At 54.8% G+C, this 23,687-nt stretch carries 20 protein-coding genes and 1 pseudogene; 11 read left to right on the forward strand and 10 right to left on the reverse strand.

Translation table 11 applies throughout. From position 1 onward, the window contains the following. Positions 1-31: 31 nt before the first annotated feature. The 7 genes from AC2FH8_RS14040 to AC2FH8_RS14070 form a co-directional block, all read right to left on the reverse strand. Positions 32-1,012, reverse strand: coding sequence for an alcohol dehydrogenase catalytic domain-containing protein (locus AC2FH8_RS14040; RefSeq protein WP_496690040.1), 981 nt, complete (start codon positions 1,010-1,012; stop codon positions 32-34). After that, complete coding sequence (locus AC2FH8_RS14045; protein ID WP_282022013.1) at positions 1,009-1,770, reverse strand: SDR family NAD(P)-dependent oxidoreductase; 762 nt, start codon at positions 1,768-1,770, stop codon at positions 1,009-1,011. The genes AC2FH8_RS14040 and AC2FH8_RS14045 overlap by 4 nt, the downstream gene beginning before the upstream one ends. After that, a complete protein-coding gene (gene hisD, locus AC2FH8_RS14050; protein ID WP_142637705.1) occupies positions 1,763-3,070 on the reverse strand; it encodes a histidinol dehydrogenase in 1,308 nt (435 codons plus the stop codon). The genes AC2FH8_RS14045 and hisD overlap by 8 nt, the downstream gene beginning before the upstream one ends. Before the next feature lie 12 nt (positions 3,071-3,082). After that, entirely contained in the window at positions 3,083-4,411 is a 1,329-nt protein-coding gene (locus AC2FH8_RS14055; RefSeq protein ID WP_142637703.1) for a TRAP transporter large permease, read from the reverse strand. Between the two features lie 12 nt (positions 4,412-4,423). Then, positions 4,424-4,936: a TRAP transporter small permease gene (locus AC2FH8_RS14060; protein ID WP_281973202.1), complete on the reverse strand. Its 513-nt coding sequence runs from the start codon at positions 4,934-4,936 to the stop codon at positions 4,424-4,426. Between the two features lie 114 nt (positions 4,937-5,050). After that, entirely contained in the window at positions 5,051-6,199 is a 1,149-nt protein-coding gene (locus AC2FH8_RS14065; RefSeq protein ID WP_496690041.1) for a TRAP transporter substrate-binding protein, read from the reverse strand. 21 nt (positions 6,200-6,220) lie between these two features. Further along, on the reverse strand, positions 6,221-6,406 hold the full coding sequence (locus tag AC2FH8_RS14070) for a hypothetical protein (RefSeq protein ID WP_142637697.1): 186 nt from the start codon (positions 6,404-6,406) through the stop codon (positions 6,221-6,223). A 289-nt stretch (positions 6,407-6,695) separates the two neighbouring features. Between AC2FH8_RS14070 and AC2FH8_RS14075 the strand changes: the two genes are divergently transcribed. The 3 genes from AC2FH8_RS14075 (at position 6,696) to AC2FH8_RS14085 (ending at position 8,326) form a co-directional block, all read left to right on the forward strand. Further along, complete coding sequence (locus tag AC2FH8_RS14075) at positions 6,696-6,914, forward strand: hypothetical protein (protein WP_496690042.1); 219 nt, start codon at positions 6,696-6,698, stop codon at positions 6,912-6,914. 406 nt (positions 6,915-7,320) lie between these two features. Further along, positions 7,321-7,434, forward strand: a complete 114-nt coding sequence (locus tag AC2FH8_RS14080) for an AraC family transcriptional regulator (protein ID WP_496690043.1) — start codon at positions 7,321-7,323, stop codon at positions 7,432-7,434. A 52-nt stretch (positions 7,435-7,486) separates the two neighbouring features. Next, positions 7,487-8,326, forward strand: a complete 840-nt coding sequence (locus AC2FH8_RS14085) for a DMT family transporter (protein WP_142637693.1) — start codon at positions 7,487-7,489, stop codon at positions 8,324-8,326. Positions 8,327-8,375: 49 nt separating this feature from the next. On the opposite strand, the pseudogene AC2FH8_RS14090 reads toward AC2FH8_RS14085, so the two are convergent. Continuing rightward, a pseudogene (locus tag AC2FH8_RS14090) lies at positions 8,376-8,636 on the reverse strand (transposase); the annotation flags it as partial. A gap of 255 nt (positions 8,637-8,891) precedes the next feature. Here AC2FH8_RS14090 and AC2FH8_RS14095 point away from each other — a divergent pair. The 3 genes from AC2FH8_RS14095 (at position 8,892) to AC2FH8_RS14105 (ending at position 13,177) form a co-directional block, all read left to right on the forward strand. Then, a complete protein-coding gene (locus AC2FH8_RS14095) occupies positions 8,892-9,911 on the forward strand; it encodes a putative 2-aminoethylphosphonate ABC transporter substrate-binding protein (protein ID WP_271949918.1) in 1,020 nt (339 codons plus the stop codon). A gap of 132 nt (positions 9,912-10,043) precedes the next feature. Next, the gene (locus tag AC2FH8_RS14100; RefSeq protein ID WP_281973207.1) at positions 10,044-11,159 is read left to right on the forward strand and encodes a putative 2-aminoethylphosphonate ABC transporter ATP-binding protein; all 1,116 of its coding nucleotides are present in this window, start codon (positions 10,044-10,046) and stop codon (positions 11,157-11,159) included. Then, positions 11,156-13,177, forward strand: a complete 2,022-nt coding sequence (locus AC2FH8_RS14105; RefSeq protein ID WP_281995492.1) for a putative 2-aminoethylphosphonate ABC transporter permease subunit — start codon at positions 11,156-11,158, stop codon at positions 13,175-13,177. The genes AC2FH8_RS14100 and AC2FH8_RS14105 overlap by 4 nt, the downstream gene beginning before the upstream one ends. 32 nt (positions 13,178-13,209) lie before the next feature. Here the strand turns inward: AC2FH8_RS14105 and AC2FH8_RS14110 are convergent, their stop codons facing one another. Beyond that, positions 13,210-14,100, reverse strand: coding sequence for a LysR substrate-binding domain-containing protein (locus AC2FH8_RS14110; RefSeq protein ID WP_142637687.1), 891 nt, complete (start codon positions 14,098-14,100; stop codon positions 13,210-13,212). 119 nt (positions 14,101-14,219) lie between these two features. Between AC2FH8_RS14110 and AC2FH8_RS14115 the strand changes: the two genes are divergently transcribed. The 5 genes from AC2FH8_RS14115 (at position 14,220) to AC2FH8_RS14135 (ending at position 21,567) form a co-directional block, all read left to right on the forward strand. Next, positions 14,220-15,407, forward strand: coding sequence for a 2-aminoethylphosphonate--pyruvate transaminase (locus tag AC2FH8_RS14115; RefSeq protein WP_496690044.1), 1,188 nt, complete (start codon positions 14,220-14,222; stop codon positions 15,405-15,407). A 19-nt stretch (positions 15,408-15,426) separates the two neighbouring features. Beyond that, on the forward strand, positions 15,427-16,671 hold the full coding sequence (gene phnA / locus AC2FH8_RS14120) for a phosphonoacetate hydrolase (RefSeq protein ID WP_271949911.1): 1,245 nt from the start codon (positions 15,427-15,429) through the stop codon (positions 16,669-16,671). 3 nt (positions 16,672-16,674) lie between these two features. Further along, on the forward strand, positions 16,675-18,138 hold the full coding sequence (gene phnY / locus AC2FH8_RS14125) for a phosphonoacetaldehyde dehydrogenase (RefSeq protein WP_496690045.1): 1,464 nt from the start codon (positions 16,675-16,677) through the stop codon (positions 18,136-18,138). A gap of 107 nt (positions 18,139-18,245) precedes the next feature. Further along, entirely contained in the window at positions 18,246-19,598 is a 1,353-nt protein-coding gene (pbfA, locus tag AC2FH8_RS14130) for a (R)-1-hydroxy-2-aminoethylphosphonate ammonia-lyase (protein ID WP_281973209.1), read from the forward strand. 304 nt (positions 19,599-19,902) lie between these two features. Further along, on the forward strand, positions 19,903-21,567 hold the full coding sequence (locus tag AC2FH8_RS14135) for a Na/Pi cotransporter family protein (RefSeq protein WP_496690046.1): 1,665 nt from the start codon (positions 19,903-19,905) through the stop codon (positions 21,565-21,567). 454 nt (positions 21,568-22,021) lie between these two features. Here AC2FH8_RS14135 and AC2FH8_RS14140 read toward each other — a convergent pair whose 3' ends face one another. Then, positions 22,022-23,590, reverse strand: coding sequence for a trimethylamine methyltransferase family protein (locus AC2FH8_RS14140; protein ID WP_496690047.1), 1,569 nt, complete (start codon positions 23,588-23,590; stop codon positions 22,022-22,024). Positions 23,591-23,687 lie beyond the last annotated feature (97 nt).

A 23,687-nucleotide genomic window follows, 5' to 3' on the forward strand; every position in this document is an offset into this window, starting at 1 on the left:
AGTGTCTCCATTTGGTTGGTGATCATAAGTGTCAGGCCCACGGATCGAGGATGATCTTGGGGGCTGCAACCGCTCCCGATCGTAGATCGGCAAATGCCTGCGGTCCATCATTCAGGCTGCGATGTTCTGCCCAGTCTAGCGGGCCAAGCGCGCCATCGAAAAGCGCGCTGCAGGTATCCCGGAAGTCCTCCGGTGTGTAGGTATAGGTTCCAATGAACGTCACCTCTTGCAAGGTCATCCGCCGGATATCGAGGCCACCCGTGTCTTCTCCCAGGCCGATGTGGACAATGACACCCCCCGGTTCAGCCATGGCAGAAGCTGCCGCGCGTGTTGCCGCGTATCCGACGGCGTCGACCACGATGCCGTACTGCCCTGCCCCTGTGGGTACAGATTTCACAAGGCATTGATCTTCCAGGAATGTGCGTCGCTTGTCGCTTGGTTCAGCAACAGTTACGTCATCGACCCCCTGCGCCTTGAGGGCAAGGGCCGCGGCAAGACCAATAGCCCCGCCCCCCAGTACAAGCGCCGTGCGGCTGGCACCCGGATCAAGCGCCGTCAGCCCCAACCGTATGGAATGCCAACTGACGGCCAGAGGTTCGGCCAGTGCAGCCTTTTGCAACGGAACATGATCCGGCACCACGATAAGATTGCTGCCTTGCATTGCCACATATTGAGCAAAGGCCCCTTCGCGCGGCGGCATGGAGATGATCATACGGTCCGGGCACAGGTTATCTCGGCCCGTCTGACACGCGGGACAAGTGCCACAGCTGACCAGCGGATTGATCGTGACCCGTTCGCCGTCACGCGCGCCGCCCTCAATCACACCAGCAGCCTCATGGCCCAGAATCAAGGGCGCAGGACGCCTGTCGTCATGGCCGAGGTAGGCGTGCATGTCCGACCCGCAGATGCCCGAGGCCTCGATACGAACCAGCGACTGGCCCTGGCCGACCGTCGGGTTGGGGACTTCGCGCACACCAAGCGTTTCGACACCTTCGTAGACCAACGCTTTCATTTTGCTGTGAACCCTCCGTCGACCATCAAGGTTTGTCCGGTCACGTAACCGGACGCGTCCGAGCAGAGAAACAGCATGGGGCCGTCCATGTCTTCCAAACGGCCATTGCGTCCGATGCAGGTCTGGACGGCATTGCGCGTGGCTCGGTTCGGATCGGCAAAGACGGCCTCGGTCAGTTCTGTCGGAAAAAATCCGGGTCCGATCGCATTGGCTGTGATGCCATAGGTCGACCAGGCCTCAGCCATTGCGCGGGTCAGTTGGGCTATGCCCGCCTTGGTCGTCCCATAGGCGATGCCACCGGGAAAAGCGCGCGTGGTTTGGAGCGATGCAAAATTCACGATCCGCCCCCACCCCTTGGCCTTCATGGCGGGCACCAGTGCCTGGCTCAGGAAAAACGGAGCCGAGATGTTCAGCGCCACGGTCTGATCCCAACCTTCTGGTGTCACGTCATCCGCCGTCTGACGGATGTTGATGCCAGCGGCGTGCACAATGATGTCTGGCGCTCCGAACGGTGCGCTGACCGCTTCTACCAAGTGTGGGAGTGCATCACGGTCGGCGACATCCGCTGCAACGTAGTCCACATCTTCGCCGACCTCGTTTTGCAAGCGCTGCAGGGCGTCCTCGCGCCGGGCTACGCCCACCACGCGGGCCCCGGCACTTGCCAGTGCGATGACCGCACGCCGCCCGAGGCCGGAGCTGGCGCCGGTTACACAGGCCACGCGGCCAGTCAGGTCAAACAGTGATCTTGGATCAGCCATTTGCGGTCAGGTCGAATGCTTCATCCGGGAAATACTTGGCCAGACGAACATCCGCAGCACGGGCGTGCCCCTCCATCCCTTCAAGGCGGGAAATGCGCGCTGTGGCTTCGGCAACCTGCTTGGCACCCTCGCGTGTTGCACGCTGCCATGTGACAATCTTCATGTATTTGTGGACTGACAAACCGCCAGTATAGTTGGCGGCCCCTGACGTTGGCAGCACATGATTGGTACCCGTCGCTTTGTCACCATAGGAAACGGTCGTCTCTTCCCCAAGGAACAACGAGCCGTAACATGTGAGCCGCTCAAGCCACCAATCCAGATCTTCGGCCTGCACTGTCAGGTGTTCGGGCGCGTAATCATCGGAGCAAACAGCCATTTCTTCGCGATCTGAGCATACGATCACTTCCGCATAGTCACGCCAAGCGGCAAAGGCGTTGTCGCGGTTCACCTCGGGCAGATCATCAATCAGGGCAGGCACAAGCTCCATCACCTTTTCGGCCAACACCCGGTCATCTGTGACCAGCCAAACAGGCGAGTTGTAGCCATGTTCGGCCTGACTTACCAAATCCGTTGCCACGATATGCGGATCAGCTGTTGCATCTGCAAGGATCAAACTGTCCGTTGGGCCCGCGATCATGTCGATCCCGACACGGCCAAAAAGAATGCGCTTGGCTTCTGCAACAAACTGATTGCCGGGGCCCACGAGGATGTTGGCCTTGGGCAGGCCAAACAGTCCGAACGTCATTGCAGCCACACCCTGAACGCCACCAAGTGCCATAATCTTGTCCGCACCACACAGGTTCGCGGCATAAATGATGGCCGGGGCAACTCCTACACCGGGACGGGGTGGCGAACAGGCGGTAATGTGGCGACAACCTGCAACTTTGGCCGTTGTCACAGTCATGATGGCCGAAGCAATGTGGCTATAGCGACCGCCGGGCACATAACAGCCCGCCGCATCAACAGGGATAGCCTTTTGCCCCGCAATCATGCCCGGTACGATTTCAACCTCGACATCGGATACTGTGGCCTTTTGCGCCTCGGCAAACCGTTTGACGTTGTCATGCGCAAACCGGATGTCCGCTTTCAGCCTCTCCGGCACAAGCGCTCCTGCCGCCTCGATTTCTTCGGCAGTCAAAAGGACATTGCCCTCGTACTGATCGAACTTGGCGGCGTATTCCATAGCCTTTGCATCTCCGCCTGCCTCAATATCAGCCAGAATTGTCCTGACCGTCTCGTGGACTTCGGAAGCATCCGATTTAGCGGTTAGGGTCGCTTTTTTCAGGTATTCACGTTTCATCTTAGCGAGGTCCTACTTGTAGATTTCGGGCAAGAACGTAGTCGAAATCGCTGGCATATAAGCAATCAGCAACACAACCAAGAACATGCAAAGAACAAAGGGAACGGCACGGGCGGCAATCTTGAGGATGGATTCCCCGGTTATGCCAGACACCACGAACAGGTTGAGCCCCAATGGCGGCGTGATGAAGCCTACGCCAAGAGCTGTGATCATCATGATGCAGAACTGTATCTCGTTCATGCCGATGTTGTCCGCGAGTGGTTTCAGGATAGGCGCAAGGATCACGATATTCGGCGTGGTTTCCATAACGCAACCGGCGGCGATCAGGATTCCGATCATCAGCAGGATCAGTAACCATGGTTCATCCGTCAGCCCGGTCACCGATGTCACAAAACCTTGCGGCACGCCCATGATGGCCAGCGCTTCGGCCAGCGGAGCCGAGAAAGCGATTATGGGAAGGATGACGCCGTTCACCTTTGCCGAACTGACCAGCATGGCGGGAAAATCCGCAAGGGACAGCGTCCGCAGAATAAAGCCCATGATGATTGTCACGACGACGGCCGTTGCACCCGCTTCTGTTGGTGTCAGGCGGCCCGAGAATATGCCGTAAAAGATGATGCCCGGCACGATAAACGCATACCAACCGGATTTTAGAGCACGGCCCAGATTACCCAACCATTCGGCCATCGTCATCTGTCCACCACCTTCATAGGCGTAGATGCGGTTAACGATCAGGTTCGTGATCAGGATCGACAACAGGATCGCGATCCCCGGGATCAAGGCCGCAAGGAACAAGGTCGATGCGGATATCCCCAGAACAAGGCCGATGATGATATAGGCGATCGACGGTGGGATCAAAATGCCGGTACAGGCGCCTGCCGCCACCAGAGCGCAGGCATAGGGGCGCGGATAGCCGCTTTCGACCAAGCGTGCGATAGTCATACGTCCGACCGCGGCCGCACCAGCTGCGTCCGATCCCGAAATGGCCGCAAACATGCCACAGACAAGAACCGTGGCAGACCCGAAACCACCCTTGGTGAAACACGTCAATGCCTCGGCAACATCAAGGAATTTTCGACTGAGCCCGGTTCGGACCAGCACGTCCCCTGTCAGGATAAACAGCGGCACCGCCGTCAGCGCGAAGGCGTCAATGCCGGTGAACAGCTTTTCACCAACAAGGCTCAGGGGAAGGTCGCCGGACATGACCAGCATCAGGATCGCCGAAGTCCCGATGGCGGCCCAAACCGGAACCGCCAGTGCAATCAGCGAGACGAATATGATAACGGGGAGATAGAAATCCCAACCCAGCTCGACGGTTTGATCAAAGGTTTGCCAAAGCATTCAATTCATCCCTCAATCAAAGAGTGTGTCGCCCTCAAAAACGGGTTTGCCCGTTCTGAGAGAATGGATGTCGCGCAGTAGGGATTGAATCAGCCGCAATATGATCAGGCCGAACCCCAATGGAACCGCCATCAGGAACCATACTTTGGAAATGCGCAGCCCGTCCGTGACCGACCCGAATTTGGCAGACACATGCACGGCTTCGTAGGACCAATAGAGGGCAATCACAGCAACACCGAACATCACCAGGTCGCCAAAGATATACAGCAAAGCCTTCGGACGCGGCCCAAGGTAGTGCATCAGCACGTCAATGCGGATATGCGCGCGCTCTTTCACTGCAGCCGCAGCACCAATCCATGCGAGATAGATGAAGGAGTACCGCACAATTTCTTCGCCCCAGATCGAGGAAAAAGAGAATATTTCCCGGCGCAGCACCTCGATCGCCATGGTGATGACAAGCATCACGTAGAAGACCAGAAGCAACCAGCGCTCGGCGTCTCTATCAATTCGGCGCAAAAAGCTCATGTGAGAACCTGCTGATTTGCCTAGCAAAACGAACCGCGCTGAAGCGTTTGGATTTTACTGAGGCGGGAGAATATTGGTGATCGGGCGCGCGTGGAGGCACGCCCGACCCGACTGTTAAGCGTCATGCACGTAGTACTTGCCTTGGGTACCTGCGGCTTCTTCCATCTTGGCGAAGTTGTCCATGGACCCGGCCAGATCGATCTTGAACTCGTCCCATTCGGACCGTTGGTAGCCACCAGCGGCTTTCCATTCGGCCAGTTGCTCTTCGCTGAGCGAGTGGAATTCGACACCTGCTTTGATCAGTTCGGCCATAGCGTAGGCGCGGGCCGATGGCACTTTGGCAAGGTTCTGGTGCGAGGTCATCTCGGACCCCCACATGATCCCTTCCTGCACGTCGGCGGGCATTGAGTTAAACCATTCCAGGTTGCACGAATAAACTTGGCTGTCTGGCACGGCCTGGGTGAAAGTCACATGGCTCAGGATATCTTTGAAACCAAAGACTTCGAGCGCACCCACGGACGGGTCAAGCGCGTCAGCGACGCCCTGTTTGATCGCAGACGGGGTTTCTCCCCAGGCCACAGGCGTCGGATTTGCACCAACCATGCGATAGTATTGCTGCAGCATCTTCGAGCCGGGAACGCGGAACTTGACGCCGGACAGATCGCCGGGTGTCAGGACCGGTCCGGGGCCGCCCTTGCGGATGGCGACGACACGCGGGTCGATATTGATGTAAAACAGCGCCTTAAAGCCGTTTTCTTCGACCTTCGGCTCGACCGAGTCTTTCCAGAACTGCGAGTTGACGAGGTTTGTGAAACGCTGGTTCGATCCGCACAGATACGGCATGTTGATCAGGTCAACGGTCGACGCAAACGGCGCGAAATTCGAAAGCGAATGCTGTGCTGCCTGAATTGTGCCACCCTGCACCGCCTGCACCAGCGCGCCGCCTGCACCCAGCTGCCCGCCAGGCGCGAGTTTGACATAGATCTTGCCGTTGGTCGCGTTCTGGATGTTTTCCTTCAGGTCCAGCTGCATGATTGGATAACCACGCGACGCACCGACTGGATAGGCAGTTGCCAGAACCATGATATGGTCCGCGGCAGCCTCACGGTCGCGCTCTTCGCTGGCACTTTGCGCTGCAGCTTCAGTTGACCACAACGTCCCCGCAGCACCAGCTACCATGGCCGCCGTGAAGCCGCCTGTTGCCGTCAATTTCAGAAAATTTCGGCGTGCTGCCGACGCAAGGTCCTTGCGATCTTTGTCCATTATGTTTCCTCCCAGAAATCCTTAGCTGCCGTTCTTTTTGTTTCGGTCAGCCTCTTTTTGAAGAATGGCGACGACAAACAATATCGACGCGGCAAACAGAACCAGCATTTCGCCCACGTCCCCAAGGAATGCGCTTGCTGCAAAGGCCCCCAGAGCGACGTTGGCGAAGTAGATGACAAAGACGATCAGCGAGGCGGTAAGGAACATAAAACAGGATCCGAAAAGGTTGCAGTTCTGAGCGACACTGTAAGCGCTTACATTTGATTCGTGCAAGCGCTTACATTCGAGGCACATTTTTTGGCGCTCTCGGCGATTGCGGAAAGGAAGACCCCAAGCAGCGACCAAAGTAATACTACTATGGTCGGATACATTCTGAAAATTCATCGTGTTAGCCAAGTCGCCGTACAACAAGAACGGTGGGCCGGGTTCCACACCGCTGCATCAGCCGTTGCGCGGGATGTCAAAAACCCCGACCGTGAACTTATGGAGAAATTCAATGAATGAGATGACCAATCTGCACGCGCCAACGAGTATCTCGCCCTTTCTATCCCATTATGACAATTTCATCGGAGGCGACTTTTGCAAGCCAAAGGCAGGCCGGTATTTTGACAATCTAAGTCCGATCAACGGCCAGCCCATTGGCCAAATCGCACGGTCTGATGCTTCAGACGTTGAGGCCGCACTGGACCCAGCGCATTCGACTGCCGATACCTGAGGTTCGACCAGCGTGACCGAGCGCGCGAATGTTCTCATGCGGATAGAGCAAAAAGCTGGACGACAATCTGGAGCTGCTGGCTATTGCGTGGTCCTGAATCCGGCCAAGCAACACCAGCGACGATCATGGTGTTCTGTGAACTGATCGCGGATATCCTGCCTGCTGGCGTGTTGAATATGGTTAACGGATTTGGCCTTGAGGCGGGTATAGGGCCCTGCGGCGTTCATTTCGCATATAATACGTTTTCTTCAATTCTGATTGAATTCTCTCAAGACACGGAAGCCGGACAGTTTTGACCGCGAATCAATGCCTAACTTCGTTACGAACCATGACGAACTCAAAGCCAAACTATATGGCAGAGCGGTGGGAGAAGGCTCATGCCATCGCCGAATTCACTGACCTGTAAATGACAGAAATTGCATTGGCCTGTGGATTTGTTTCCTGTACGACGCTTTCGCAGCGATACAAGCGAAGATTTGGTAGAACACCAGTCGATCAGCTCATGAAGCAGAGCGCATAGAGGTGCAAAATCATATGTGTCTACAAGGCGTTTTCGCTGATTGCGACGAGCAATGACAGTACATGCGATCCTCATCGTACTGTTTGCGGCTTTCCTTCATGCGCTGTGGAATGCGGTCGTAAAGGGCGCGCCTGACAAGGCCATTATGTTGGGATTAATCTCGATCGGGCATGCCATACCTGCGCTTGCCGTGCTTCCTTTTACGGGCTTTCCAGTAATGGCTGCAATTCCATACATTATTGGTTCCACCTTGATTCATTGGGGATACTACTGGTTTCTCAACACCGCCTACCGTTACGGCGATTTATCGGTGGTGTACCCCATCTCGCGCGGGATAACGCCCATATTAGTGGCGTTGGGAGCGGTCTTTCTTGCCGGTGAATTCCTTCCTCCGGGCGCGTGGATCGGTATTGTCTGCATTTCGGCCGGCATCGGTTGCCTGTCTTTTGGCGGACTTGGAAAGGGCACGAACTGGGTAGGCATCGCGGCGGCATTCGGAACTGGTTTGATGATTGCTTCCTACTCTTTGGTTGACGGTATTGGCGTGAGATTGTCAGGGAATACGCTTGGATATATCACGGTATTGTTCGTGGCCGAGATCTTCGTGGCGGGGTTCATCTTCTCGACCCGATGGGAACGCCTCATCGCACTTCCAAAGAGATATGTCTGGTCAGGTTTAGCAGGAGGAATCATTTCCGGCTTAGCCTATGGTCTGGTGCTCTATGTTAAGAGTTTCGCACCGTTGGGTGTCGTATCGGCGCTCCGAGAAAGTTCGGTCATCTTCGCTTCAATAATTGGTGTGATGTGGTTTGGAGAGGGTCCAAAATCCAACAGGCTCCTGGCGGCGATAATCGTGGCAGTTGGAATTGTGGTTCTGGCCCTAACAAGATGACGTACAAGTTGGACTAAGGAGAAGGAAGTTGCGGGATAACGAGTCCAAGGCGCAGGTCTTTAACTTCGGATAAGGTCGCCGCACGTATCTTATAGCCCGCGAGGCGCTTCTTGCCAGCTTCAAGGAGTTCTTTGGACCAGCTATAGTACAGACTCTGAGCGATGCCTGCCCGGCAGCACAGCTCCGCAATGCTGTCTTTACCCTAGAGCCTGTCCAGAACGATCCTGATCTTCTCTTCCGCTGAATAGTGCTTGCGGGTAGCAGTATGTAGCCTCGGATTTCGTAGCCCACCGCCCGTTCGATGGGCCAATGCCGAAGCGTACTGATTTGAACGGAACTCTTGGGTGACTGGTGCAGGGAGAGTTCCTATCTCATATCAATGGGGTATGACACTCAATTCCGAGCGCTAGGGCGGATTGCCTTACATAGGTTTTGCTTATGATGTGGAAGGTATAATCGATTTTTCTTGATCTATTTATCTGTCACACTGCCGGGGCATGGAACTGCAAATAAGCGCTGCTCAAGAATGGCGTTCCCGAGAATAATCAACCGACAGAGGATCACGATGAAACATAAGACCAAATTTCTTGCAGCCCTGGCCGTAAGCTCCTTGACTGCTACAGTTGCGTTATCTGAAACCGAATTGACAGTTTACACAGCCGTCGAAGCTGAAGACCTGGCGCGCTACGCTGAGACGTTCAATGCGAGCAATCCGGACATCAAAATCAACTGGGTGCGGGATTCGACCGGGATCATCACCGCCAAACTGTTGGCCGAGAGGGACAACCCTCAGGCAGACGTCGTGTGGGGTCTCGCAGCCACTTCGCTGTTGTTGCTCAAGTCCGAAGGTATGCTGGAGCCTTACGCGCCTGCGGGTGTTGGCGACCTAGACGCGAAATTTGTCGATGGCGACAATCCTCCGGCGTGGGTTGGCATGGACGCTTGGGTTGCGGCAGTTTGCTACAATACCGTCGAGGCCGAGAAGGCGGGACTGAAGCCACCAACTTCGTGGAAGGATCTTACAGACCCCATGTATAAGGATCAGGTGATCATGCCAAATCCGAACTCGTCGGGCACTGGTTTCCTTGATGTTTCAAGTTGGCTGCAGATGTTCGGCGAAGAAGGCGGCTGGGAGTACATGGACGGATTGCACGAGAACATCGCGCGATATACCCACTCTGGTTCAAAGCCGTGCAAACTGGCTGCTGCAGGTGAGATCCCGATTGGCATCTCTTTTGCTTTCCGTGGTGCTAAGTCGAAAGCTGATGGTGCGCCGCTTGAGATCATTGTCCCGTCAGAAGGTGTCGGCTGGGACATGGAAGCGACCGCTATTGTTGCCGGTACTGCAAATCTCGAAGCCGCGCAGAAACTGGTTGATTTCACCGTCACCAAGGAAGCCAACGAGATGTACAATACAGGGTACGCCGTTGTCGCCTATCCTGGCGTCGCAAAACCGGTCGAGCACTTCCCTGAAGGTCTTCTGGATGCGATGATCGACAACGACTTTGAATTTGCCGCCAACAACCGCGCGGCGATACTGAAAGAATGGCAGTCTCGCTATGACGGGAAGTCTGAAGCGAAGTAAACCAACCTGCAGAAGAGGTGTAAGCACCTCTTCTGCACACCACTCTATTTTTCCAAACAACGCGACCAGCGCGCCCGGCTTCAACCGGCCCAGATCGGCCGTTCCCGAGGTGCAGATATGAGGACCGCTCCCGTGCTTCAGAAAACCCCACCCGGTGAACTGTATCTAAGCATCCAGAATTTGTGGAAGGCGTTCGGCAGCTTTCTTGCACTCAAGGACATATCCCTCGAAATCAACGAAGGCGAATTTGTCTGCTTTCTGGGGCCGTCGGGTTGCGGCAAAACAACCTTGCTCCGGGCGATTGCGGGTCTCGATCTGCAAACCAAGGGCACTGTCATGCAAGACGGCAAGGATGTGTCAAATCTGCCGCCGTCAGAGCGTGATTTCGGGATTGTGTTTCAGTCTTACGCCTTGTTCCCGAACCTGACGATCGAAAAGAACATTGCTTTCGGCTTGGAAAACACTGGTCGCAGCAAATCGGATATTGCCGTTCGTGTCAGCGAACTGCTTCATTTGGTTGGGTTGCCTGAACAAGGCAAAAAGTATCCTGCGCAATTGTCCGGTGGCCAGCAGCAGCGGATTGCGTTGGCCCGCGCCATTGCGACCAACCCCGGTCTCTTGTTGCTGGATGAGCCGCTTTCGGCATTGGACGCAAAGGTGCGCGTCCATCTACGTCACGAAATCAAAGAGCTGCAGCGCAAACTGGGTGTGACTACTGTGATGGTTACGCATGATCAGGAAGAAGCGCTGGCGATGGCGGACCGGATCGTGGTCATGAATCATGGGGTTATCGAGCAGGTGGGGTCACCTACAGAAATTTACCGAGAACCCGCAAACTTGTTCGTGGCAGACTTCATCGGGGAAATGAACCAGATCCAGTCTCAGGTCACCAAGGGTGGTCGACTGAGTGTCGGCGAAAAGACCTTTGCGTGCCTCAGCCACACGTTCAACGACGGAATGCCAGCGATTGCGGCGATCCGACCGGAGGATATCATCCCGCATGAGGCTGGTTATCTCGATACCGGCGGCAACAGGAATTGCATCGACGTCACTCTCGATGAAATGGAATTCCTCGGTTCATTCTGGCGATGCCGCTTAAGCAACGAGCGATTTGGATCTTCGGAACTGATCGCAGATTTTTCGATCAATGCCGTGCGCCGCCTAGAACTGGAAGAGGGTAGGACCATGGTGATTGAGCTGCCCGAAAACCGGCTAATGGCCTTCGATGTTCCGGAGACGGCAGCATGAGCGAGATTTCAACCAACCCGGGGACTCTTCCAGCCGGACCTGACATCAAACCCAAGCTCAGCAGGGATGACATCCTGATGCGCGGCAGCATGATCGTGATCGCACTCTATCTGGTCGCGACGTTGGTCCTGCCGCTTTACACGATGCTTTCCAAGTCATTCTCGACCTATCGGATGGAGTTGTCACAATACGAGTTTCAGGTCAGTGATGAAGCGGGGCAATTTGACGGAACCATCCTGTCAGCCGACACACTGAACGAACAAATCGGGGCTTTTTCAGGCACCGAACTGTCTACCGGCTCAGACGGGCGGCTATCGGTAACCGAGCTTTTTCCCGATTTCAGCTTTCGCAGTCCGGTCATGTACCAAATCCGTAACACGAGCGACACCGGGCGGTTTCTTGTCGGTTCTACGCTGCAAGACAATATGGATTGGGTCACGCTCGATTCCAATCAGTTCCGGCGGGTTCAGCTGAGGCCAGTTCAATCGCGAGGCTTGGAAAATTTCGTCAACTACTTCTCAACCCCGGCACTGTTCAATTCTATCAAGAACTCCCTTTGGATTTCTGTAATTAGCACCATTGTCACAGTAACTTTGGCGTTCTGGTTCGCTTATGCGCTGAACCGGAGTTGCATGCGGTTCAAGGGTGTGTTTCGTCTGATTGCGATGGCTCCGATCCTGGTGCCTTCGCTGTTGCCCGGGATCGCGCTGGTCTATCTGTTCGGCAATCAGGGCATGATAAAAGAGTTGCTGTTCGGCGCCAGTATCTATGGTCCGATTGGCATCGTGATAGGCTCGGTGTTCTTCACCTTCCCGCACGCCTTCCTGATCATTTCAACGGCGCTGGCGATCTCTGATGCACGACTATACGAAGCTGCAGTCAGCCTGCGTTCAACGCCGTGGCGTACTTTTTGGACGGTCACCGTTCCCGGCGCGCGATATGGTCTGATCTCGGCCGCTTTCGTTGTATTTAATCTGGTCATAACTGATTTTGGTCTGCCAAAAGTGATTGGAGGTCAGTTCAACGTTCTGGCGGTTGATATCTACAAGCAGGTGATCGGCCAGCAGAACTTTGAAATGGGTGCCGTAGTCTCGGTCGTTCTGGTGATCCCGGCAATCCTGGCCTTCGCCATCGACCGCATGGTGCAATCAAAGCAGGTTGCCTTATTGTCGGCCCGGTCGGTCCCGTACCAGCCAACCCCAAATCGAAAGGCAGATCGGTTCTTTCTAGTCTATTGCTGTCTGATCGGTTTGTTCATCGTTGGGCTGCTGGCTGTGTGCCAATTCGCAGCGCTAATCAAGTTTTGGCCCTACGACCTGAGCCTGAGCCTGAAGAACTACGATTTCAACAAGATGGATGGTGGCGGTTGGGGCTCTTACATTAACTCGATCAAGCTGGCGCTTTTGACAGCGGTGATCGGTACTTCAGTCGTCTTCTTTGGTGCATATCTGGTTGAAAAGTCGAACGGGTTTAGAACAGGTCGATCGATCTTTCAGATGTTCGCGATGCTGCCAATGGCGATCCCGGGCATGGTACTGGGCCTGTCATACATCTTCTTCTTCAATAGCCCGTCTAATCCGCTGAACGGTATCTACGGAACAATGGCAATTTTGGTGATCTGTACGGTGACACACTTCTATACTGTGTCGCACCTGACGGCAGTGACAGCGCTCAAGCAGATGGACAGAGAATTCGAGTCGGTATCAGCCTCGCTCAAGCAACCGACGATGAAGTTGTTTGCCCGTGTCACGGTCCCTGTTTGCCTGCCAGCCGTGCTGGACATATCAATCTATCTGTTCGTAAACGCAATGACGACGGTATCTGCGGTTGTGTTCCTATACTCGCCCAAAACCACGTTGGCATCTATTGCAGTGCTAAACATGGACGATGCGGGCGATATTGCGCCAGCTGCCGCAATGGGGATGATGATCTTCTACACAAACGCCGCAGCGCGGATCATCCACCTGATTGCTTCCAAAGGCGTCCTCGGCCGCACGCAAGCCTGGCGAACCCGCTGACAAGAAAACCCATTTAGGCATCTCCCCACCGATCACTGATTGGTGGGGTTTTGTTTTTCTTCTAGAACAGAATTGGCGAATTTCATGAAGGCGCGAATGGTCTTCACCTCACGCCGTTGGGAGAGATAGATCATACTTTCTCCCATTTGCAGGTCGACGTCTTGCAGCTTGATTTGTCTGAGACGGTCGTCGTGACCGTATTCTGCCTGGGACACGAACCCGATACCTGCACCTGATGCCACCAACTCTCTGACGGCCTCTCTTCCTTCGGCCACAATCGCCGGTTTCAGCGGCACCCCCCGTTTACTGGCTTCATCTTCGAGCTTTTGGCGTGTTTTTGATCCCTGTTCCCTGAAGATGAGAGGCAACTCCGCCAGCTCTGCGAGGGACAATGTAGGTTTTGAGGCGAGAAGCAAACTGCGGGCCGTGAATGCCACGATCTCGGTCGAACCGAGGCTAAGAACACTCATGTCCTTGCCGGGAGACACGCTGCCAACAACACCAATTTCTGCATTGTAAGATCTGAGCTCCTCCAAAATGTCCTCGGTGTTGCCAGCGCGGACGGTAATCGTAATGTTCGAATATTTTTCTCGGAACGGTCCCAGAAAGTCGGTCAAGTGGTGCGCGGAATCGGCAAGGATCCGCAGCTCGCCGTCGATCGCAGCCCTCGTTTCTGACAGATAGTCCTCGATCTGATCCTCGATCTCAAAATACTGTTTGGTGTACCGGTAAAGCTGAGTCCCCTCCGGGGTTAGGTTCACTCTTTTTCGCTCACGCTTGAACAACAACAAATCATGATCCTGCTCAAGTTTGCGAACCTGCTCTGAGATTGCTGGCTGCGTCAAAAAAAGCGCCTCTGCAGCACGCGAAAACCCACCATATTTGGCCACGAAATGAAAGGCTTTGAGCTGGCTATGTCGCATTTCAAACTCCTGAAGGTTCGAGCATAGGCTGAGCTTATAATTAGATTGATATTTGCAATTTCACATATAGCTGCGGTTGCTGCAACTGTGTCTTTGAAACGTTGATCTGGAGCTTGGTTATGACGTCTTCTTTTCCTCAAATTGAACAACCGCGTCTCGGCGAGCCCTATCTACTAACTCCTGGCCCCTTGACCACGTCATACGCCGTGAAAGAAGCCATGTTGAGGGATTGGGGAAGCTGGGATGATGACTTTCGGGGTATGACCCAGGAGTTACGCTCCAGTCTTTTGGCATTGCTTGGCGAGGGCGCCGATGAGTTTGACTGCGTACCGATGCAGGGGAGCGGATCGTTTTCAGTAGAGGCGATGCTGGCTTCGTTCATTCCGCGCGATGGCAAGGCATTGGTGCTGGCCAATGGCGCTTACGGTCAACGCTCGGCGCAAACGCTCGAGTATCTGGAACGCGATCATGTTGTCTTGGACAAGGGCGACTATCTGCCGCCGCGTGGTTCAGAAGTTGCCGAGATTCTGGCGAATGATTCCACGATCACCCATGTCGTTGCTATCCACTGCGAAACAAGCTCGGGCATTCTGAATCCGATAGAGGAAATATCGGAGGCGGTTTACGCCGCTGGTCGCAAGCTTCTTGTCGACTCAATGTCAGCCTTTGGTGCGATCGAGTTGAAGCCTACGGAAGTCCGCTATGAGGCAATGGTTTCGTCCGCCAACAAGTGTATTGAGGGTGTTCCGGGGTTTGGGTTCATAATCGCGCGCAAGAACGAGCTTGAGGATGCCAAGGGCAACAGTCATTCGCTGTCTCTGGACGTTCACGCGCAGTGGGCGCATATGAACAAAACCGGTCAATGGCGATTTACGCCGCCCACCCATGTGGTTGCCGCTTTCATCGAAGCCCTCAGGGCACATGCGGCTGAGGGCGGCGTTTCCGGTCGCGGAGCCCGATACACCAGCAACAGGGATGTTGTGGTCGCCGGCATGCGTGAGCTGGGTTTCGAAACTCTGCTCGACAATCGCTGGCTGAGCCCAATCATCGTAACATTCTTCTGCCCGGCCGATGATAACTTTGTCTTTGATCAGTTCTACAATCTGATGAAAGAAAAAGGGTTCATCATTTACCCGGGCAAGTTGACCGTCGTCGACAGCTTCCGCGTTGGGTGCATCGGTCAGATGGACGACAAGGTTATGCGGAAAGTTGTAATTGCCGCCAAGGAAACTTTGGAAAAAATGGGGGTGTCGAGTGCCACACCTCCTCTCCAAGCTTTAGAAGAACGCGCCAAACTGGCCGCTTAAGGATCAAGGAACAAACCAAATGACCATCCACACCCCTGTTGAAGCCAACGAGCGTGTCTACCCGATGCCCAAAGTGCCCGCCATTGCCATCTGCCTTGACGGCTGTGAGCCAGAATACCTGGACAAAGCTATTGCTGACGGTCTGATGCCGACTCTCAAGCGAATGCGCGAAACCGGCACTGACCGGCTGGCCCATTCGGTGATCCCGTCGTTTACCAACCCTAACAACCTCAGCATTGCGACTGGCCGTCCGCCTATCGTGCACGGCATCTGTGGAAACTATCTGATTGATCCGGACAGTGGTGAAGAAGTGATGATGAACGATGTGCGCTTTTTGCGTGCACCGACCGTGTTCAAGCAGTTCTATGACGCTGGCGCCAAGGTGGCCATAGTCACTGCGAAGGACAAGCTGCGCGCGTTGTTGGGGGCGGGTCTAAAGTTCGACGACGACCGGGCCAAATGCTTCTCTGCGGAAAAGTCCGACACGTCGACCCAGGCTGAGCATGGTCAGGAGAAAGCAAGCGCATGGTTGGGCATGGCCCAACCCGAGGTCTATTCGGCAGAGTTGTCCGAGTTTGTCTTTGCTGCGGGTGTCAAATTGCTGAAAGAGTGGAAACCAGATGTGATGTATCTGACCACCACCGACTACGTGCAGCACAAATACGCACCCGATCAAGCCGAGGCCAAGGCATTCTATGAGATGTTTGACAAATATCTGACCGAACTGGACGCCATGGGCGCTGCCATCGTGGTCACCGCCGACCACGGCATGAAGCCCAAGCACCACGCCGATGGCTCGCCCAGCGTGGTATATGTGCAGGATCTGGTGGATGAATGGCTGGGCAAGGACGCGGCCCGTGTCATCTTGCCGATCACGGACCCCTATGTGGTGCACCACGGCGCACTCGGGTCGTTTGCCACCTGCTATCTGCCCGAAGACGCGGATCGCAACGACATCATCGGCAAACTGAAAGCTACACCCGGCATCACCCACGTGTTGACCAAGGAAGAAGCGATCAAGCGTTTTGAACTGCCCGGTGACCGCATTGGTGATATCGTGATGGTCTCGGGTGAAAACATCTGTATCGGTACCTCTGAAGACCGCCACGATCTGGCCGCTCTCAACGAGCCGCTGCGCAGCCACGGTGGACTGACCGAGCAGGAAGTTCCATTCATCGTAAACCGGGTTATCGACTTGGGGACTGCGCCCGAGTTGCGCAATTTTGATGCGTTTTTCTATGCAACTACAGCGGCGGCGCAGTAATCCATGAAAGATCAAACCATGTCTAAAATCGAAATCCGCAATGAAGGAATGCGCATCGGGGGCGAGATCGTCTTTACCGACGAAACGGTGCCGGTTCTGTACCCATACACAAACGAGATTGTCGGGCATGTACCCGCCGGCAAGGCAGAACATGCGCGCAAAGCGTTCGAAGTCGCGGCGAATTACACTCCAAAGCTCACACGGTATGAGCGCAGCCAGATCCTGCAGCGTGCGGGCGAGTTGATTGGTGAACGTCGTGAATACCTTGCCAAATGGCTGACGTTGGAACTGGGTATCTGTCACCAGCATGCGATTTATGAGACCAAGCGTGCGCAAGATGTCTATCAGTTCGCCGCCGCTGAGGCGATGAAGGATGATGGCGAGATCTTTTCATGCGACCTGACCCATAATGGCAAAGATCGAAAAATATTCACCATGCGCGAGCCGGTGAATGCGATTTCGGCAATCACACCATTCAATCATCCACTTAACATGGTCAGCCACAAGATCGCGCCATCAATCGCGACCAACAACTGCATGGTGTGTAAGCCGACGGAACTGACGCCGCTGACGGCGCTGACATTAGCTGACATCCTCTACGACGCGGGTCTACCACCCGAGATGTTCCAAGTGGTTACCGGCTGGCCAGGTGACATTGGCGACGAGATGATCACCAATGAAAACATCGACATCATCACATTCACCGGCGGCGTGCCGGTGGGTAAGATGATCGCCGAAAAAGGTGTTTACAAGCGGCAAGCTCTGGAACTGGGGGGCAATGACCCTCTGATCGTTTTGAACGATCTTTCTGACGCGGACCTTGAGAAGGCCGCGACCATTGCTGTGGCAGGCGCCACCGGCAATTCGGGTCAGCGCTGCACTGCGATCAAACGTATTCTGGTGCAAGAAAGCGTGGCCGACAAGTTTGTGCCATTGGTTCTGGAAAAGGCGAAGAAGATCAAGTTCGGCGACCCACAAGACCCCGAGACCGAACTGGGCTGTGTCATCCATGACAAGGCAGCTGAACTGTTCGAAAATCGCGTTTACATGGCCGAGGCCGACGGCGCAGAAATCCTCTATCATCCGGGCCGTCAGGGTGCACTACTGCCGCCCATCGTGGTCGATAAGGTCCCCCATGACAGCGAGCTGGTGATGGAAGAAACCTTTGGCCCCATTGTGCCCATCGTTCGGGTTCCGGACAATGACGACGAGGTGATGCGTATTTCGAACGGTACCGAATTCGGCCTCAGCTCAGGCGTCTGTACGAACGACTTGAACCGTGCGATTGCCTTTATCAACGGTCTGAACGTGGGCACCTGCAACATTTGGGAACAACCCGGATACCGTATCGAAATGTCCCCCTTCGGAGGCATCAAGGACAGCGGTAATGGGGTTAAAGAAGGTGTCATCGAGGCAATGAAGTTTTTTACTAACGTAAAAACTTACTCGCTGCCCTGGCCACGCTAGTTTTTGTGCCCCGTCCCGACCCGGGTCGGGGCACCACAAGTTCCTCCCTGGTACTGGCGGACTTTGCGAGGTCCGCATTTTTTCACAAGCGGCGTTGAGGAAAAAGCATGTCACAAATCGTCCACACGGAAGGCGAATCCAATACTTCCAGCGCGCGAAAAGCATGGATGAAGGAATCTATAGGGCCTAAATCTTCACCCTTGCTGAAACGCGACGCTAACGCGTTTCTCCACCAGTCACTGTCCTCGCCATGCGTTAGCACCATTGCCAAAGCTGAGGGGATTTGGGTCGAAGACCTGGACGGCCGCCGTTACATGGATTTCCATGGCAATTCAGTGCATCATATCGGTTACGGACATCCCCGTTTGATCACCGCGATCAAGGCGCAACTGGATGACCTGTCTTTCGCACCCCGTCGCTTCACTAATGATCCCGCGGTTGAATTGGCCGAAAAGCTCGCCGAAATCGCGCCAGACGACCTTGGGAAAATGCTGTTTACGACCGGCGGCTCTGATGCAAACGAGGTCGCTCTCAAGATAGCGCGCGCTGCCACCGGTCGGTTCAAAACAATTAGCTTCTGGGATGCCTTCCACGGTGCCGGTTTTGGCGCCGCAAGCGTCGGCGGCGAGGCGACATTTCGCAGCCATATAGCCGGCCCGCTTCTCCCGGGTGCAGAGCACGTGGCACCTTTTGCCTGTTACCGATGCCCGTACAATCACGCCGGCCCAGATACCTGTGGGTTGGCTTGTGCAAAAATGGTCGAGTTCGTTCTAGAACGCGAGGGAGACGTAGCTGCGGTCATCGCTGAGCCTATGCGCGCGGTGCCTTATGTGCCGCCACCGGGCTTCTGGAAAGCTGTGCGGGAGGCGTGTAATCGTCACGGGGCTCTCTTGATCATGGACGAGATTCCCACGGGGCTTGGAAAGACCGGCAAGATGTTTGCCTTTGAGCATGACGAGATTATCCCTGACATCGTCACCTTGGGTAAGGCACTTGGCGGAGGCATCCTGCCGATTGCAGCTTGTATCGCGCGAACCAAACTGGACGTCTGCGGAGACTTTGCCATTGGACATTATACACACGAAAAAAACCCGGTGACTGCACGCGCCGCGCTTACCACAATACAAATCATCGAAGATGAGGGGTTGGTTGACCGGGCGGCTGAGTTGGGCGAGCACGCTATGGATCGTCTGATGGGTGAGCTTCAGAATATCCCGATCGTCGGTGACATTCGCGGCCGTGGTCTGATGTTTGGTGTCGAAATTGTCGATGACCGTGCCGACAAGACACCTGGAAATGCACGAGCCGAGCGGATCTATTATGCTTGTTTGGAAGCTGGCCTAAGCTACAAAATCAGTCAGGGGTGTGTGCTTACATTGTCACCGCCGCTAACGATCACGCGCAAGGATCTCGACTGTGCAATCGACATTGTTGTCAACGCGATTAAGGACGAATGTTAATCTTTGTGGCCATACCTTTAGAGCAAAACACGCCGTTGCTCTCTCTGCTTCCAGGAAAACAGTGGTCAATGGACGTGGAGATCAATTCTCAATTATGGCGCCAAGGGCCACTGCCTACCACCAAGAAAGTGAATGCGTTTTCCCGGTGGAACAGGCGCGTCCGATTTTTTTCAGCAAACTCGGGCGCTGAGCGTTTTATCGAAATTACTCGTCCGCAAAATCACCGGGTCGGTCTCCGGTCGTTGGTTGGCAGGATTGCAGCGCACCCTGTTATTCCAAGCAAACCCTGGGAGTGAGGTAGAGCATGGCGATAGTCAGCTTTTTAATCAGCCTTGCTGGCGCGACGATGTTGCTACTTTTTGCAGTTCGAATGGTACGCACTGGAATTGAGCGCAGCTATGGAGCGTCGTTCCAGCGCGTTTTGACGCGACAGCACAGTTACCTGCAGGCCTCACTTGTGGGTCTGATGATGGCGGTTGTACTGCAAAGTTCGGCGGCAGTGGCGCTGTTGACCTCTGGGTTTGCTGCCAGTGGAATGTTGAGTTTTCCTGCCGGTCTGGCGATTGTGCTCGGAGGCGATCTAGGTTCAGCACTGATCATCCAGATTCTTACGTTCCGGTTGGACTGGCTTATTCCAATGCTGCTGGCGATTGGAGGCTATCTATTCGTCAAGACCGAAGCCAAAAAAGCCCGACAACTAGGGCGCATTCTGATGGGCGTTGCCTTTATCCTGATCTCACTTCGGTTCCTTCGTGAGGCGATGGACCCAATTCGGGACAGTGCATTTTTACCCACAGTCGCGGATTACTTGTCGCGCGACTATATCACTGCATTTCTTGTCGGGAGTGCCTTAGCCTTCGTCATGCATTCCTCGGTTGCGGCCATCCTTATGTGTGTGACACTTGTGCAAATTGGAGCGATCCCATTTGCCGCCGGAATGTCTTTGGTTTTTGGCGCGAACTTTGGCTCGGCCTTCATTCCGGTATGGCTAACCCGAGGAATGCCAGTGACTGCCCGACGAATACCCTATGCAAATTTGGCGCTGCGAGGCAGTTGGGCGTTGGCTAGTTTGTTTGCAGCTAATTTTGCCCTACGAACCGGGCTTTTGGGCGACCCGCAAGGGGGGCAAATGCTAGTCAACGTGCATCTTGCTTTCAACCTGTCGCTTTTGGTTTTAGCCCTTCCGTTTTGTGGACACTGGCAGAACTTGCTCGAAAGGCTCTTGCCAGACCAGCAGAAAGTACAGAAGTCGCAACCCGCACAACCGGTCAGCGCATTGGACATGGAAGATGTGGCAAATCCCAATCAGGCCTTGCCGAGCCTCAAGCGTGAGCTGCTGCGGATGAGCGACCTTCTCGAAACCATGTTCCGTCCTGCTCTTGAACTTTACCGCAGCGGAGACAAAGAACGGATCCGGTCAGTTCAGGCCATTGACGAGGACGTAAACCGGTGCCTCTCGGGTATTCGAGCCTTCGTCGCCGCGATACCCCCTGAGCTATATGAAAAACACGATGCTAAAACCGCACGCGACCTTATGGAGTTTGCGATCAGGCTTGAAACGGCGGGTGACGTTGTTGCCAAACGCCTGACTGTATTGGCCGGTGAAATGCGGGCCAAAGGCTCAAGCTTTTCGCAAGATGGCTGGTCCGAACTTGTTCAGATGCATGAAGGTATTCTTGCAAACATGAAACTGGCATCAAATGTACTTGTTTCAGACGATCTGGAAAGCGCCCGGCTTCTCAGCCTTGAAAAAACCGAAATCAAACGCGTGGAACGTGAAAGCCGCAAGCGTCACCTGCGCCGGTTGCAGCATGGAACAACGGAAAGCTTCGAAACCAGTGATATTCATCTAGAGACATTGCGGGCTTTCCGGGAGTTCAACAGTCATATTGCATCGATTGCTTACCCGGTCCTTTACCAGAACGGTCAACTTCTCGAGACACGATTGATCAACGAAATTGCTGAATAGGCCCGAGCCGGTATCAATGCGAAGACAAGAAAAGAGCGAGAACAAAGGCGACTGACAACACCGAAGTGAGTTCGTTCTCGAAATCAAATTTTGAAATTGTTCAGTGTCTTCAAAAACCTGAGCCCAGCACTGCGCGGTGCACAAGGGTCGAAGTAACCGGATTGAAGGATCCCACCAATCAACCCGAAAACGCGAAAAGATCATCGGTCCGAACAAGTCACTCTGGCAGGCTCAGAGATTTCTGGTTGCCCATGACCAGATCACCATCAGCTCCCGTCTCCCCGCTATCAACTTGCTTCAGCTTTATACCACCATGCCCGATCAGATGCCTTCCAGTTTTGGATCAGCTATGCCCGCGAAATGTCCTCCTGACGACATAGGCGCCGACGTTCTTCAATCGGGCTTAAGCAAGTTGGCAATCCCGGCAGAGTTCTTGGGTCTTGGGTATTCCGTTCTAGTACCATTCATCCGGCATTCGCGCTTTGCGCTCTGACACGAAGTCTTCAAGCGCGGCTTGTACGCTAGGTTTCATTTCAGGACGCTGGTAATCGTACAACATCTGATGCCACCGCGCCGTGGCGCGTTGGTCTGACGTGAGAGCACCATTTTCAGACCAGGTCTCGAATGGCCCGGCGTCAGAAATCTGTGGCTCAAAATTCGCTGCCGCATAGTGGCGCAGCGTGTGATTGGTCGACAGGAAATTTTCGCCCGGGCCCGTTTCAAAATAGGCATCACGGCCAAATGCCTCCTCATTCGTTTCGAAGCCCTGCAGCAGTTTCAGCATCGCGCCACAGTGGTCGAGATCCATGATGAATTTCTCGTAGGACATCACAAGCCCACCTTCGAGCCAGCCTGCCGCATGCCAGACCTGATGGGCTCCGGACAAAAGCGTGGACCACATGGCACCGGTGCTGTCCTGCATCGCTTGCCCATCTGGCGCATTGGAGGCGGTGATCTGCCCACCGCCAGAGCGCACAGGTACGCCAAGCCTTCGTCCCAATTGTGTCAGCGCCATCGTGGTCATGTTCGCCTCGGGCGATCCAAAGGTTAGAGCGCCCGTGCGCAAGTTCATTGTGGAGTGGAACGAGCCGAACACCACCGGACAACCGGGGCGCACCAGTTGCGCAAGCGCAATGCCAACCATCGCTTCTGCCAGAGTTTGCGCCGCCACCGCCGCCGGCGAAAGCGGCCCCATGGCACCCGCGAAAATCGCAGGGGAGACGCAGACACATTGGCCTGCCTCCGCATAGATACGCAGAGCCGTTGACATGGTATCCTCATAAATCAATGGCGAATTGACGTTGATATTGGCCTGCATCACCGCGTGGTGCTCCATGAAGTCGCGTCCAAAGGCGAGGCGTGCCATCTCGATACTGTCACGCACGCGCTCGGGTGCCGTAACAGAGCCCATAAAGGGCTTGGTTGAGAGTGTCAGATGCGCCAGCATCATGTCCAGATGTCGTTTGTTCACCGGTATATCTGTCGGCTCGACAACCGTGCCGCCGGAATGGTGCAGGGCAGCCGCACTGTAGGCCAGTTTGACGAAATTGCGGAAATCCTTCAGCGTCGAATATCGTCGGCCCGTCACCAGATCGCTGACAAAGGGAGAGCCGTATCCCGGCATCAGCACAACGTTGTCACCGCCAAGTGTCACCGTTCTGACCGGGTCTCGGCCATGCAACTGAAATTCACTTGGGGCCGTAGCGCAAAGCGCACGGACATGACCCGATTCAAACCGCACGCGATCGCCATCGATGCGGGCACCCGTTTGGGCGAAGTGATCCAGTGCCGTTCGATCCCCCCGAAACTCGACGCCAATATTGCTTAGAATCCAATCGGCTTGATCTTCGATCCGGGTCAGGGCCGTTTCACTTAGTAGATTGTATGCAGGTATCCTGCGACCTGTGAACGGTGTGTTCTCAGGAGGGGCAATACTACGGGCCAAGCGGCGCCTGCGCGCGCGGCCGCGGTGCCCCGCCGGTGTCGGTGTTTTTGCTTTTGCGTTCAACAAGTCCAACTTCATTTCATCGCTCCACGAGCTTGAATGCGGTTGTCGACCTTAAAAACATGTTTGAAAATCGAAAAAAACTACTCTTAGCGTTTAGAAAATTTGTACACTA

This window comes from Ruegeria sp. CDSC025 (genome assembly GCF_059610805.1).

Bases quoted from the DNA above. Each gene is read 5' to 3' on its own strand.
- AC2FH8_RS14070 (WP_142637697.1), bottom strand. From the start codon at position 6,406: ATGTTCCTTACCGCCTCGCTGATCGTCTTTGTCATCTACTTCGCCAAC.
- AC2FH8_RS14045 (WP_282022013.1), bottom strand. From the start codon at position 1,770: ATGGCTGATCCAAGATCACTGTTTGACCTGACTGGCCGCGTGGCCTGT.
- AC2FH8_RS14115 (WP_496690044.1), top strand. From the start codon at position 14,220: ATGACGTCTTCTTTTCCTCAAATTGAACAACCGCGTCTCGGCGAGCCC.
- AC2FH8_RS14085 (WP_142637693.1), top strand. From the start codon at position 7,487: ATGACAGTACATGCGATCCTCATCGTACTGTTTGCGGCTTTCCTTCAT.
- pbfA (WP_281973209.1), top strand. From the start codon at position 18,246: ATGTCACAAATCGTCCACACGGAAGGCGAATCCAATACTTCCAGCGCG.
- AC2FH8_RS14080 (WP_496690043.1), top strand. From the start codon at position 7,321: ATGACAGAAATTGCATTGGCCTGTGGATTTGTTTCCTGTACGACGCTT.
- AC2FH8_RS14110 (WP_142637687.1), bottom strand. From the start codon at position 14,100: ATGCGACATAGCCAGCTCAAAGCCTTTCATTTCGTGGCCAAATATGGT.
- phnY (WP_496690045.1), top strand. From the start codon at position 16,675: ATGAAAGATCAAACCATGTCTAAAATCGAAATCCGCAATGAAGGAATG.
- AC2FH8_RS14065 (WP_496690041.1), bottom strand. From the start codon at position 6,199: ATGGACAAAGATCGCAAGGACCTTGCGTCGGCAGCACGCCGAAATTTT.
- AC2FH8_RS14075 (WP_496690042.1), top strand. From the start codon at position 6,696: ATGAATGAGATGACCAATCTGCACGCGCCAACGAGTATCTCGCCCTTT.
- AC2FH8_RS14040 (WP_496690040.1), bottom strand. From the start codon at position 1,012: ATGAAAGCGTTGGTCTACGAAGGTGTCGAAACGCTTGGTGTGCGCGAA.
- AC2FH8_RS14105 (WP_281995492.1), top strand. From the start codon at position 11,156: ATGAGCGAGATTTCAACCAACCCGGGGACTCTTCCAGCCGGACCTGAC.
- hisD (WP_142637705.1), bottom strand. From the start codon at position 3,070: ATGAAACGTGAATACCTGAAAAAAGCGACCCTAACCGCTAAATCGGAT.
- AC2FH8_RS14140 (WP_496690047.1), bottom strand. From the start codon at position 23,590: ATGAAGTTGGACTTGTTGAACGCAAAAGCAAAAACACCGACACCGGCG.
- AC2FH8_RS14135 (WP_496690046.1), top strand. From the start codon at position 19,903: ATGGCGATAGTCAGCTTTTTAATCAGCCTTGCTGGCGCGACGATGTTG.
- AC2FH8_RS14055 (WP_142637703.1), bottom strand. From the start codon at position 4,411: ATGCTTTGGCAAACCTTTGATCAAACCGTCGAGCTGGGTTGGGATTTC.
- phnA (WP_271949911.1), top strand. From the start codon at position 15,427: ATGACCATCCACACCCCTGTTGAAGCCAACGAGCGTGTCTACCCGATG.
- AC2FH8_RS14095 (WP_271949918.1), top strand. From the start codon at position 8,892: ATGAAACATAAGACCAAATTTCTTGCAGCCCTGGCCGTAAGCTCCTTG.
- AC2FH8_RS14060 (WP_281973202.1), bottom strand. From the start codon at position 4,936: ATGAGCTTTTTGCGCCGAATTGATAGAGACGCCGAGCGCTGGTTGCTT.